This is a genomic window from Bacillus sp. TL12 (genome assembly GCF_022625245.1).
In the GTDB taxonomy this organism is placed as follows: domain Bacteria; phylum Bacillota; class Bacilli; order Bacillales; family Bacillaceae_G; genus Bacillus_A.
On the sequence record NZ_JAJJBY010000002.1, the window covers coordinates 1 to 12912 of the forward strand.

The 12912-nt window shown below is 37.1% G+C and carries 9 protein-coding genes and 8 tRNA genes; 16 read left to right on the top strand and 1 reads right to left on the bottom strand.

Annotated elements, in window-relative coordinates; all coding sequences use genetic code 11:
* Positions 1-9: 9 nt before the first annotated feature.
* The 8 genes from LOK41_RS01910 (at position 10) to LOK41_RS01945 (ending at position 692) form a co-directional block, all read left to right on the top strand.
* Positions 10-85 (top strand) — tRNA-Phe (locus LOK41_RS01910).
* Between the two features lie 14 nt (positions 86-99).
* Positions 100-175 (top strand) — tRNA-Thr (locus tag LOK41_RS01915).
* A gap of 10 nt (positions 176-185) precedes the next feature.
* Positions 186-261 (top strand) — tRNA-Lys (locus LOK41_RS01920).
* An 18-nt stretch (positions 262-279) separates the two neighbouring features.
* Positions 280-350: transfer RNA gene (locus LOK41_RS01925), tRNA-Gly, on the top strand.
* A 10-nt stretch (positions 351-360) separates the two neighbouring features.
* Positions 361-437: transfer RNA gene (locus LOK41_RS01930), tRNA-Ile, on the top strand.
* 4 nt (positions 438-441) lie between these two features.
* Positions 442-516: transfer RNA gene (locus LOK41_RS01935), tRNA-Asn, on the top strand.
* Positions 517-524: 8 nt separating this feature from the next.
* Positions 525-615, top strand: a tRNA-Ser gene (locus tag LOK41_RS01940).
* 5 nt (positions 616-620) lie between these two features.
* Positions 621-692 (top strand) — tRNA-Glu (locus tag LOK41_RS01945).
* Between the two features lie 104 nt (positions 693-796).
* Here LOK41_RS01945 and LOK41_RS01950 read toward each other — a convergent pair.
* Positions 797-1099, bottom strand: coding sequence for a hypothetical protein (locus tag LOK41_RS01950; RefSeq protein WP_241814934.1), 303 nt, complete (start codon positions 1097-1099; stop codon positions 797-799).
* 120 nt (positions 1100-1219) lie between these two features.
* Between LOK41_RS01950 and LOK41_RS01955 the strand changes: the two genes are divergently transcribed.
* From LOK41_RS01955 to LOK41_RS01990, 8 genes are all read left to right on the top strand, one after another.
* Positions 1220-2092 carry an RNA polymerase sigma-70 factor gene (locus LOK41_RS01955; protein ID WP_241814935.1) on the top strand — a complete coding sequence of 291 codons (873 nt, stop codon included), beginning with the start codon at positions 1220-1222 and terminating at the stop codon, positions 2090-2092.
* A gap of 246 nt (positions 2093-2338) precedes the next feature.
* A complete protein-coding gene (locus tag LOK41_RS01960) occupies positions 2339-2782 on the top strand; it encodes a carboxymuconolactone decarboxylase family protein (protein ID WP_241814936.1) in 444 nt (147 codons plus the stop codon).
* Positions 2783-3088: 306 nt separating this feature from the next.
* Positions 3089-4033, top strand: a complete 945-nt coding sequence (locus tag LOK41_RS01965; protein WP_241814937.1) for an L-lactate dehydrogenase — start codon at positions 3089-3091, stop codon at positions 4031-4033.
* A 386-nt stretch (positions 4034-4419) separates the two neighbouring features.
* The gene (gene glgB, locus LOK41_RS01970; protein WP_241814938.1) at positions 4420-6357 is read left to right on the top strand and encodes a 1,4-alpha-glucan branching protein GlgB; all 1938 of its coding nucleotides are present in this window, start codon (positions 4420-4422) and stop codon (positions 6355-6357) included.
* A complete protein-coding gene (locus LOK41_RS01975) occupies positions 6305-7435 on the top strand; it encodes a glucose-1-phosphate adenylyltransferase (RefSeq protein WP_241814939.1) in 1131 nt (376 codons plus the stop codon). Before glgB ends, LOK41_RS01975 begins: the two co-directional genes overlap by 53 nt.
* Positions 7436-7454: 19 nt before the next feature.
* Positions 7455-8489 (top strand): GlgC family sugar phosphate nucleotidyltransferase, encoded by a 1035-nt coding sequence (locus LOK41_RS01980; protein WP_241814940.1) that lies wholly within the window; start codon positions 7455-7457, stop codon positions 8487-8489.
* A gap of 297 nt (positions 8490-8786) precedes the next feature.
* The gene (gene glgA / locus LOK41_RS01985) at positions 8787-10223 is read left to right on the top strand and encodes a glycogen synthase GlgA (protein WP_241815275.1); all 1437 of its coding nucleotides are present in this window, start codon (positions 8787-8789) and stop codon (positions 10221-10223) included.
* Between the two features lie 11 nt (positions 10224-10234).
* The gene (locus LOK41_RS01990; RefSeq protein WP_241814941.1) at positions 10235-12643 is read left to right on the top strand and encodes a glycogen/starch/alpha-glucan phosphorylase; all 2409 of its coding nucleotides are present in this window, start codon (positions 10235-10237) and stop codon (positions 12641-12643) included.
* The last annotated feature ends 269 nt before the right edge of the window (positions 12644-12912 follow it).

Genomic DNA, 12912 nt, shown 5'->3' on the forward strand with positions numbered 1-12912 from the left:
TTACATAAAGGCTCGGTAGCTCAGTCGGTAGAGCAGAGGACTGAAAATCCTCGTGTCGGCGGTTCGATTCCGTCCCGAGCCACCATTTTGAAATAGCAAGCCGGCTTAGCTCAATTGGTAGAGCAACTGACTTGTAATCAGTAGGTTGGGGGTTCAAGTCCTCTAGCCGGCACCACTTTCAAAATGAGCCATTAGCTCAGTTGGTAGAGCATCTGACTTTTAATCAGAGGGTCGAAGGTTCGAGTCCTTCATGGCTCACCATTTATTTTTAAATTTCATGCGGGTGTAGTTTAGTGGTAAAACAAGAGCCTTCCAAGCTCTGGTCGAGAGTTCGATTCTCTTCACCCGCTTTTCTATTGGGGGCCTATAGCTCAGCTGGTTAGAGCGCACGCCTGATAAGCGTGAGGTCGATGGTTCGAGTCCATTTAGGCCCACCATTATTCCGCAGTAGCTCAGTGGTAGAGCTATCGGCTGTTAACCGATCGGTCGTAGGTTCGAGTCCTACCTGCGGAGCCATATTATATAGAGAAGTACCCAAGTGGCTCAAGGGGCTCCCCTGCTAAGGGAGTAGATCGCTAACGCGGTGCGAGGGTTCGAATCCCTTCTTCTCTGCCAGAACTGGCCCGTTGGTCAAGTGGTTAAGACACCGCCCTTTCACGGCGGTAACACGGGTTCGAATCCCGTACGGGTCATACTTAAAGAGATAGCATAGTCTGCTATCTCTTTTTTGTGTTCACCAGTACTCAACCAGAAATGCCCTTCCTTAAGAACGTGCAGGAAAGAGCCAAGGGGGGATTCACGGTTCTGAAATTCCATGAGCAATTAATAGTAAAAAAATAAAAATAGATAGCAGTATAAAAAATATGCCATTAGATATAACACTGAAAATCACTATACTAGTTTTCTTTGTCATAACTCCTAAAATAAGGGCGATTATAAATCCAATATCTATTATAAAGAATAAAATCATGCTAATCTGTAAATTGATAGTTGGATATAATTTTGTTGTTATAAAAACGAGTAGTGTAGCGATAAGTAACGAAATTATCCAAAGTATGGGGATAGCTATTTTTTTACTTTCTCGAATGTTATTCTTCATAATATCACCTCTTTCCACTTTCCTAAATTACACAAATCTTTCGTAACAGAAAGATAATCTTTTCAATATAACAAATCATATATTTTTATATTGAAACACACTATAGAATGGAGTGATGGTATGGATTTTGAAACCTTGTATCGAACCTATCAGCCGTTGATTTACGCTGTTGCTTATCGCTTGCTTGGCTCTGTTAGTGATGCGGAAGATGTTGCACAAGATATACTTATTAAAAGTCAACATGTGAACCAAGAATCACTTAGAAATAAGAAGGCGTATTTAATTAAAATGACGACAAACCATTGTTTAAATATATTGCAATCAGCTCAGAAAAAGAGAGAAGTATATACAGGGGAATGGCTTCCAGAACCGGAAATAGATACGATGAAGCTAAATCCTATGGAAACTATAATTCAAAATGAAAGAGTATCCTATGCATTTCTTGTACTGTTAGAGAATTTAACACCTCTTGAAAGAGCTGTATTTGTCTTAAGGGAAGCTCTCAGGTACGATTATCGAGAAATAGCGGAGATTTTAAACAAATCAGAGGCGAATTGTCGAAAGATTTACAGCCGTTGCAAAGAGAAGATACGGCCTGAAATACCAGTACATCCACAACAATCGGATCATACAGAAAAAATGATACATACCTTTATTAGAGGCTCAGAAACAGGGGATTTTGAGGAATTTATTAATTTACTGACAGCAGATGCAACCCTCGTTACTGATGGAGGTGGTAAAGTGCGTGCAGCTATATTTCCGATTCTGGGTAAACAACGTATTCAAATGTTTCTGGAGGCTATTGCTTCACGAGGATTCTTCCAATTGGAGGTTCTCCCAACTATAATAAATGGTCAATTTGGTATTTTAGCAAGGAATAAGGGACGTGCAGAAAAAGCCATATGTTTTGAGTGGAATGAAAGTGGAGAATCTATTAGAAGAATCTATATTATAGTCAATCCTGATAAATTAAAGCATATTCCAGTTCTATAGCATGAAATTGAAAAAAGAGGTCTTTATTTTAAGATCTCTTTTTGTATTTTGTCACAAATGGAACAGCTAATTTGTCTTATAAGTGACAGGATATAAAAAAGATGCTATGCATGTTGTTTATTAGAGTTTCTGTTGGGAATTAAATATTTTACGGCAGATATTGATTTTCAATAATACATGAAAAATCTTGTTAAATATCCTGGTGTCAAAGTACAAACTAATTTGATTTGATGGAGGGAATATACAATGGAAACGAGATTTTTAATGGGAAAGGTAAATCCAGAAGGTTATAAGGCAATGGCGGGATTAGAAAAATACTTGATGACTACAAGTATCGATGAGATATTGAAAGAGCTAATTAAAATTAGGGCTTCTCAAATTAATGGATGTGCGTATTGCATTGATCTCCATACGAAAGATGCGCGAAAACTAGGGGAAACAGAGCAACGTATTTATGCGCTTAATGCTTGGCGTGAGACACCATTCTTTACGCAGGAAGAACGTGCGGTGCTTGCTTTAACGGAAGCAATTACATTAGTAGCGGAAACCCATGTTCCTGATGAAGTATATGAAGAAGTAAGAAAATACTTTGAAGAAAAACAAATTGCTGAAATCATTATGCAGATTGTCACTATTAATGCATGGAATCGAATTGGAGTTTCTACCCGTTTAATGCCGGAAATAAGATAAGGTCTTGAATAAAAAGCTATTCTTTCTAGAAACGCTATCGAAAGAATAGCTTTTTATGTAGTATTACACGAAAATAAGTTTTCACAATCTAAAGAAAAGGTTTACATTGAGATTGATTCCATACCTATTATGATAACTTTCTCCTATATGTGAAAAAGTTCACAAATAGGTCATAATTTGTGAATAAATTCACAATGATTCGTGCTACAATATGTGTGTAAGGAAGTTAAACAACATTAAATTAGTACTTTAATTAATTACTTAAACAATCATAATAAATGTGAACAATAGAGAGGGGAAATTACCATGAAAAAAGGTATCAATCGCGTAGTATTAGTAGGAACAGGAGCTGTAGGTTGTAGTTATGCTTACTCAATGATCAACCAAGGTGTAGCTGAGGAATTTGTACTTGTTGACGTAAATGAAGCAAAAGCAGAAGGAGAAGCAATGGACTTAAGCCATGCGGTACCATTCTCTCCATCACCAACAAAAGTTTGGAGTGGTAGCTATGCAGATTGTAAAGATGCAGATTTAGTTGTTATCACTGCTGGATTACCACAAAAGCCAGGTGAAACTCGCTTAGACTTAGTTGAGAAAAATACAAAAATCTTTAAACAAATCGTTCGTAGTATTATGGATACTGGATTTGATGGTATTTTCTTAATCGCAACTAACCCAGTTGATATTTTAACTTACGTAACTTGGAAAGAATCTGGATTACCAAAAGAGCGTGTAATCGGTTCTGGTACAACTTTAGACTCTGCTCGTTTCCGCTATATGCTAGGTGACTACTTAGATGTAGATCCACGTAACGTTCACGCATACATTATTGGTGAGCATGGTGATACTGAACTTCCAGTATGGAGCCACACTACAGTAGGTGTACAAAAATTAGAAACAATTTTAGCGAACAACGAACAATACAACCAAGATGATTTAGATAAAATCTTTGTAAATGTACGCGATGCAGCTTACCACATTATCGAGCGTAAAGGTGCAACTTACTACGGAATCGGTATGTCACTACTTCGTGTAACAAAAGCAATCTTAAACAACGAAAACAGTGTGCTAACTGTATCTGCATACCTAGAAGGTCAATACGGTGAGAAAGACGCTTATGTAGGTATTCCAGCTGTTATTAACCGCGAAGGTGTGCGTGAAATCGTTGAGCTTGAATTAAACGAAGAAGAAAAAGCGAAATTCGCTCACTCTGTAAAAGTATTAAAAGAAACAATGGCACCAGTACTTTAATAGAATTGATAAATGATTCAGAAGCAGGAAGCTGCTTCCGGCTTCTGAATTTTTATATAAAGCAGTATAAATTCCTTTTCCAGTTCCCTTGTATATCCCCCAAATATACCCCTTTTGCTGGAAAAGGGCCGTTTATAGAAAAAAGCACTCTATACGAAAATAGAGTGCTTTTTTCTTATATTATTACAAGTGAAATAATGATCTCAAATAAAACGCTTTCAATGAATATTCGTCAAAATTCGATATATTTTATCAAAAATTTAAATATTACCTTTAATTCCCACGAAAAAACGTATATTTATTTAAAAATACACAAGGATATTTCAGTTTTTCGGCGAATGTTTACAAAGTAATAAAAATTCTGTCATCTTAGTGAGGTGAACATATTGAGTGTAACAAATTGTATAGAAGAGAGTTTGTATGAATTTCATTCAAAGAAGTGTTATGAGAGCTATAACATATTTGGCGCGCATCTTGCAGTAGAGGATGAAATACAAGGCGTACGATTTACAGTATGGGCTCCTCATGCAAAAGTTGTGAGTGTAGTTGGAGATTTTAATGATTGGGATGTTGAAGGGCATCGGATGATACAAATGACAGAAAAGGGTATTTGGTCATTGTTTATACCACATTTGGAAGAAAACGAAATATATAAGTATGCGATTGAAACCAAAAGTGGAGAAACAATTTTAAAAGCAGACCCCTATGCAAATTACGCAGAAGTAAGACCAAATACGGCATCTGTTATTTTTGATATAAGGGGATACAAATGGAACGATAACAATTGGTTCCGCAAGAAAAAAAGAAAATCAGTTTATAAAGAAGCAATGACAGTTTATGAATTGCATTTTGGATCATGGAAAAAGAAAGAAGATGGCTCTTTGTACTTGTACCGAGAAATGGCAGAGGAGCTCATTCCCTATGTAGCGGAGCATCAATTTACTCATATTGAAATTATGCCGCTTGTTGAACACCCGTATGATCGATCTTGGGGATATCAAGGGACTGGATATTATGCGGTAACAAGTCGTTTTGGTACACCGCATGATTTCATGTATTTTGTCGATGAATGTCATAAATATGGAATCGGTGTCATTTTAGATTGGGTACCAGGGCATTTTTGTAAAGATGCTCATGGTTTGTATTTGTTTGATGGTGCACCGACCTATGAATATAAAGATTTGGATGTGCAGGAGAATCAAGTTTGGGGAACAGTAAATTTTGATTTAGGGAAACAGGAAGTACGAAATTTTTTAATTTCAAATGCATTGTTTTGGATGAAATATTATCATATCGACGGCTTTCGTGTTGATGCGGTTGCGAATATGCTGTATTGGGAAAAAGAAGGCAGGCAGCAAAGTAATGAATATGCGGTTTCCTTTTTACGTGAGTTAAATGAGGCCGTATTTGCAGAGGATGAAAAATTTTTGATGACTGCAGAAGATTCTACAGCTTGGCCGCTTGTGACCGCTCCAACTTATGAAGGTGGACTAGGGTTTAATTATAAATGGAATATGGGCTGGATGAATGATGTACTGAAATATATGGAGTGTGCGCCGGAATACCGGAAATATATTCATGAGAAAATGACGTTTTCTTTGCTATATGCTTACTCTGAAAACTTTATATTGCCGCTCTCTCACGATGAAGTCGTTCACGGAAAAAAATCATTGTTAAACAAAATGCCGGGAGACTACTGGGAAAAGTTTGCACAGCTTCGTTTATTATATGGGTATTTCTTTACGCATCCGGGGAAGAAATTGCTCTTTATGGGCGGAGAATTTGGTCAGTTTGATGAGTGGAAAGATCTTGAGGATCTAGATTGGAATTTGCATGATTTTGAAATGCATCGTTCTATGCATGATTACTTTAAAGTGCTCATAGCATTGTATAAGCGCTCTAAGCCACTTTGGCAGCTGGATCATTCGCAGGAGGGATTTCAGTGGATTGATGCTGATAATAGAGAACAAAGTATTTTCTCGTTTATTCGTAAAGGAGATAAGGATGAAGATATCCTTGTCGTTGTATGTAATTTTACGAACATTGTGTACGAAAACTATAAAGTGGGCGTACCAGCATTCCAGTATTATAACGAGATTTTAAATAGTGATGATGTAACATATGGAGGCTCAGGACAGGTGAATAAAAAACGTCTGAAGGCAATAGGAGAGCCGTATCATAATCAAGAAGCTCATGTAGAAATAACAATTCCACCATTTGGTGTATCTATTTTACGACCAGTGAAAACGAGAAAGGGGAGCAAAAAACAAGATGGTTCAAAAGCAGACGTGCGTAGCAATGTTACTAGCAGGAGGAAAAGGTAGCCGTTTAAGTGCCTTAACAAAAAATTTAGCAAAGCCAGCTGTTCCATTTGGTGGCAAGTATCGAATTATTGATTTCACTTTAAGTAATTGTGCAAACTCTGGTATTGAAACGGTTGGAATTTTAACACAGTATCAGCCACTTGAGCTTCATAGTTATATTGGAATCGGTAATGCTTGGGATTTAGACCGTGTGAATGGCGGCGTGACTGTATTGCCCCCGTACTCGGAATCTTCAGGAGTGAAATGGTATACAGGAACAGCAAGCGCGATTTATCAAAACTTAAACTATTTGCATCAGTACGATCCTGAATATGTTCTGATTTTATCAGGGGATCATATTTATAAAATGGATTACAGTAAGATGTTAGATTACCATATTGAAAAAGAAGCAGATGTTTCGATTTCTGTTATTGAAGTACCTTGGGACGAAGCAAGTAGATTTGGAATTATGAATACGAATGAAGAGATGGAGATTGTTGAGTTTGAGGAAAAACCCCAGTTCCCAAAAAGCAATCTTGCCTCGATGGGCATTTATATTTTTAATTGGGCAATCTTAAAAGAATATTTAGAGATGGATGCAAGAAATCCAGAGTCTACGAATGACTTCGGAAAAGATGTCCTTCCTCTTTTACTAGATGAAGGAAAGAAATTAATTGCCTATCCGTTCCAAGGATATTGGAAAGATGTTGGAACGGTTAAAAGTTTATGGGAAGCCAATATGGACTTGCTTCGTGATGAATCTTTATTGCAACTAAATGATCGTGATTGGCGCGTTTACTCAGTTAACCCAAATGAACCACCACAATTTATAGCTGAGGATGCCAAAGTAGAAGAGTCATTGATAAATGAAGGATGCGTTATTGAGGGAGATGTAAAGCATTCTGTTTTATTCCAAGGTGTAACGGTAGGAAAAGGTAGCCTAGTTATTGATTCCGTTGTTATGCCAGGGGCTCGAATTGGAAAAAATGTTGTGATTGAAAAGGCGATTGTTGGCTCAGGGATGGTAATTGAGGATAATACCGTAATTCGATCAGAAAAAAATGTAGATGAGATTGTATTAATCGCAGAAGGCAAATAGACAAAAGGGGATGAGATACATGGGAGAATCAATGTTAGGAATTATTAATGCAACGGGGAGCTTTCCTTCTTTAAAGAAAGTAACAGAACACCGTTCACTAGCTGTACTACCATTTGGAGGACGTTATCGTCTCATTGATTTCATGCTTTCGAATATGGTTAATTCTCATATTCATAGCGTTGCGATTTTTACAAGTCATAAAAATCGTTCCTTGATGGATCATCTCGGATCAGGAAAACAATGGGATTTAGATAGAAAACGTGACGGCTTATTTTTATTTCCTCCGAATTGCCAATGTGATCAAGATGAGTTTGGTTCTTTCGCTCATTTTAGAAGACATATTGATTATTTTCTACGTAGTAGACAAGAGTACGTTGTCATTACAAATAGTCATCTTGTCACAGCGATAAATTTTCAAGCAGTGTTAGAAAGACATATACATACAGAAGCAGATATTACGGAAGTGTGTCATGAAGGAGTTCCCCTGCAAACCTATGTGCTTAAGAAACAGTTATTATTAGATTTATTTGAAACGTATAAAGATATGGAGCATTATAGTTTATTTGATGTTGTTAGAGAAAAGCGGGGGGAATCATTGTACATTGGAACATATGAACATATGGGATATGTAGCGGTGATCGATTCGATTGAAAGTTATTATAAACATAGTTTAGAGATTTTGCAGCCTTCGATTTGGAAACAGTTATTTACGAAAGAAGCACCGATTTTTACAAAAGTAAAAGATGAACCACCAACACGTTATATGAAAGATGCTAAGGTGAAAAATACAATGATTGCAAATGGAAGTATTATTGCAGGGAAAGTTGAGAACAGTGTTGTATTTCGTTCTGTTAAAGTTGGGAAAGGTTCCGTTATTCGAAATAGCATCATTATGCAAAAGAGCCAAATTGGAGATAATTGTATATTAGACGGTGTTATTATTGATAAGGATGTTAAGATTGAGGATGGTGTGATTTTAACAGGAACACCTGATAATCCACATGTTGTGGAAAAGGGGAGTATCCAAAGTCAAAATGTTACTAGTTATTCTTGAGAATTAAAAACTGGTAAAAACCTTCATTTTAGGTGGAAGAGAGAATCCGGCGATGGATAGAAGCGGTCAGGGCCTTTTTTGGCCCCATGCCGAGTTAAAACCAAAAGGAGGAAACGAGTGGAGGACTTCTTTTGGTTTCATAGCCGAAATTTCTATGTAGGAAAATTGAAATAGAGCCATATAGCCAGTGGAATTAGGTTCACTGGCTCATCATGATATGAATTTAAAATTTGAAGGGAGGAAGCTGTAAGAAGGGCGGCCCGAGATGTACACGCTTTTCAGGCAGTGGAACAACACGTGAATATTTTATTTGCAGTATCAGAATGCGTACCGTTTATTAAATCAGGAGGTTTAGCAGATGTTGCGGGGGCACTTCCAAAAGAATTGAAAAAATTAGGGGTAAATGTCCGGATTATACTTCCAAACTACAGTCTTATCCCTAAGCATTTACGAGAAGCATGTACGCTTCATAAGGTAATTCATGTTCAGCTTGGCTGGCGAAACCAATATTGCGGTATTTTAAAAGGGGAGCAAGATGGGATTACGTATTACTTAATCGACAATGAGTATTATTTTAAAAGGGATTCTCTGTATGGGCATTATGATGATGGAGAACGTTTTTCTTTCTTTTCTAAAGCGGTGTTAGAGTGTATGCCGCATTTAGATTTTGAAGTGGATATTCTTCATAGTCACGATTGGCATACAGCGATGGTGAATTTTTTACTACGTGAAAAATATAGGGACAACCCGTTATATGAACATATTAAAACCGTTTATACAATTCATAATTTGCAGTTCCAAGGTGTATTTCCACGTGAAGTTATGCATGATTTATTGGAGCTTGGTGATGAATATTTTCATAGTGAACAGCTTGAATTCTATGGGAACGTTAACTTTATGAAAGGTGGCATTATCGCTTCAGATTGCATTACAGCAGTTAGTCCGACATATAAGGAAGAGATTCAATACGAATTTTTTGGTGAAAAACTAGATGGTTTGTTGCGTAAATATAATGATAAGCTGAGCGGGATTGTAAATGGCATTGATACGAGCGTATATAATCCGAAAACAGACGCATTTATTACTGCGCAGTATGATGCTGAGTCGCTATATGATAAGCAAGAAAATAAACGTGCATTGCAGCGTTACTTTGGTTTGCCAGAAAAAGAAGATACACCAATCATTTCAATGGTAACGAGATTAACAAAACAAAAAGGTCTCGACTTAGTGCGTACTGTCTTTCATGAAATGATGGAAGAGGATGTACAATGTATCATTTTAGGATCAGGAGATTCTGAGTATGAGCAATTTTTCGAGTGGATGGCATATGAGTATCCAGAAAAAATAAAAGTGTATATTGGTTTTAATGAAGAGTTAGCACATCAAGTATATGCAGGTAGTGATTTGTTTTTAATGCCATCACTATTTGAACCGTGTGGACTTGGACAGCTCATTGCACTGGCGTATGGTGTTATTCCAATTGTCAGAGAGACTGGAGGATTGAATGATACAGTTCAGTCTTATAATGAGAAAATGGAGACTGGAAATGGCTTCAGTTTTAGAAATTTTAATGCTCATGACATGTTACATACGATTCGTCGTGCGCTGAAGTATTATCATAATAAACCGGTATGGGATCAGCTTGTAAAGCAGGCGATGACAGAAGATTATAGCTGGAAAAAGTCGGCTCTTGAATACAAGGAACTATATAAAAGTTTGCTGAAACACTCTTAGGTGGTGAAAAAATGTTTACTCATGTTGAAAGCTTTAAAGCAGCTTTTTTAGAAAAACTAGAAACGATGTATGGAAAAAGTTTCAAAGATTCTACAAGTCGTGATCAGTATAATACACTTGGACATATGGTACGTGAGTATATGAATCAGCACTGGATTACAACAAATGAAAGGTACCGGGCAGGGAATCAAAAGCAAATGTATTACTTATCTATTGAGTTTTTACTTGGCCGTTTGCTTGGTAGTAATTTACTAAATTTAGGAATACGAGATGTATGTGAACAAGGTCTTTCAGAACTTGGAATTTCCTTGAAAGAATTAGAAGAAAGTGAAGCGGATGCAGGGCTTGGTAATGGAGGACTTGGCCGCCTTGCAGCCTGTTTTCTTGATTCATTGGCATCTTTAAATCTTCCTGGACACGGATGTGGTATTCGTTATAAGCATGGTTTATTTGATCAGAAAATTGTCGATGGATATCAGGTGGAGTTGCCTGAACAGTGGCTTCGGCATGAAAATGTATGGGAAGTCAGGAGACATGATCAAGCTGTGGAAGTGAGTTATTTCGGACAAGTGGAAGCTGTGCAAATCAATGGTCGTTTAGAATTTCGTCATACTGATGCGGAAGTCATTATGGCGGTTCCTTATGATGTTCCGGTTGTTGGGTATGAAACAGATACTGTGAACACACTTCGTCTTTGGAATGCAGAACCAGTTCCTTTCCCGCAAAACTGTAAAGATATTTTGAAATATAAACGCGAAACAGAAGTGGTATCAGAATTTTTATACCCAGATGATACGCATGATGAAGGGAAAATACTACGGTTAAAACAACAGTATTTTCTTGTATCTGCAAGCTTACAAAACATTGTTCGCATGCATAGAGAGCGAAATGGGACGCTTCGCAATTTGCATGAGAAAATTGCAATTCATATTAATGATACACACCCGGTCCTTGCGATTCCAGAGCTCATGCGTATTTTACTAGATGAAGAAAAACTCTCTTGGGAAGAAGCATGGGATATTACGACCCAGACGATTTCTTACACGAACCATACGACATTGTCAGAAGCGCTTGAGAAGTGGCCGATTCATATCTTTAAATCGTTATTACCACGGATCTATATGATTATTGAAGAGATTAATGAACGGTTTTGTCATGAATTATGGGAGCGATATCCGTATGATTGGAAGCGGATTGAAGACATGGCGATTATTGCACATGGTCTTGTAAAAATGGCGCATTTAGCAATTGTCGGAAGTTATAGTGTAAATGGTGTTGCAAAAATTCATACGGAAATTTTAAAACAGCGTGAAATGCGATTGTTTTATGAATTTTACCCAGAAAAATTTAATAATAAAACAAATGGGATCGCGCATAGACGCTGGCTTATGAAAGCAAATCCGCAGCTTACCAATCTTATTTCAGAAGCGATTGGAGAGGAATGGAAGAAGCAGCCGCAGGGATTACAATTGCTACAAGATTACCGGTATGACACTGCTTTTCAAGATAAGTTACAAGATGTAAAGCAAGAGTGTAAACATATTTTAGCAGAGCGTATCCGCAACACAATGGGTGTTATTATTGATCCAAGTTCCATTTTTGATGTACAAGTGAAACGATTGCATGCTTACAAAAGGCAATTATTAAATGTGTTACATATTTTATATTTGTACAATCGTTTGAAAGAAGATTCTAGCTTTTCGTTTTATCCGCGTACATTTATTTTTGGAGCGAAAGCATCGCCAGGCTATTATTATGCGAAAAAAATTATTAAATTAATAAACGAACTTGCTAGAAAGGTAAATGAAGATCCGTATGTAAGTCAATATATGAAAGTTATCTTTCTAGAAAACTACCGTGTTTCACTAGCTGAAGATGTTTTTCCAGCAGCAGATGTAAGTGAGCAAATCTCAACGGCGAGTAAAGAAGCATCCGGAACAGGGAATATGAAGTTTATGATGAATGGAGCAATTACACTCGGAACACTGGATGGAGCCAATATTGAAATTAGGGAAAAGGTAGGAGATGAGGCCTGTTTTATCTTTGGCTTAACAGCGGAAGAAGTGCTTCATTATTATCAAAATGGTGGCTATCGTGCAAATGATTATTACCATCACAATATGCACATTAAAAAAGTAGTGGATCAGCTAATAAATGGTTTTTTCCAAAATGCCGGAGCTGAATTTGAAGCAATTTATGATTCTCTTGTCATCCAAAACGACGAATACTTTGTTCTTCGTGATTTTAGTCCATATGCAGAGCGTCAAGAAGATGTAGGAAGAGCATATGAAAACAGAAGAAAGTGGCTAGAAATGTCAATCATTAACATTGCACAATCTGGGTACTTTGCGAGTGATCGAACAATCCTGCAGTATAGTAATGAGATTTGGGGTATTGGGGATAGGGTTAAGCTTTCGTAAGATGAAGATATAAATTAAAGAGTTTGCTTTTTAGGTGGGAGCGGAGATCTAGCCATGCATAGAAGCGGTCAGATCCCTTTTTAGCCCTATGCCAAGTGAAGACAAAAGGAGAAAAAGAGTGAAGGTCACTTTTTTCCTCCATAGCAGCGACTTATATGTCTAAAAATCAAAATGAATGTATAGAAATCATATAGAGTCCCTTGTGAAGATTTGGAGGGGCTTTTATTTGTGGATTGGAGAATATAAAAATAAGTACGGTATATTTTAGT

Excerpts from the sequence above, each read along its gene's own strand:
- LOK41_RS01950 (WP_241814934.1), bottom strand. The coding sequence starts at position 1,099 with ATGAAGAATAACATTCGAGAAAGTAAAAAAATAGCTATCCCCATACTT.
- LOK41_RS01955 (WP_241814935.1), top strand. The coding sequence starts at position 1,220 with ATGGATTTTGAAACCTTGTATCGAACCTATCAGCCGTTGATTTACGCT.
- LOK41_RS01960 (WP_241814936.1), top strand. The coding sequence starts at position 2,339 with ATGGAAACGAGATTTTTAATGGGAAAGGTAAATCCAGAAGGTTATAAG.
- LOK41_RS01965 (WP_241814937.1), top strand. The coding sequence starts at position 3,089 with ATGAAAAAAGGTATCAATCGCGTAGTATTAGTAGGAACAGGAGCTGTA.
- LOK41_RS01975 (WP_241814939.1), top strand. The coding sequence starts at position 6,305 with ATGGTTCAAAAGCAGACGTGCGTAGCAATGTTACTAGCAGGAGGAAAA.
- LOK41_RS01980 (WP_241814940.1), top strand. The coding sequence starts at position 7,455 with ATGGGAGAATCAATGTTAGGAATTATTAATGCAACGGGGAGCTTTCCT.
- LOK41_RS01990 (WP_241814941.1), top strand. The coding sequence starts at position 10,235 with ATGTTTACTCATGTTGAAAGCTTTAAAGCAGCTTTTTTAGAAAAACTA.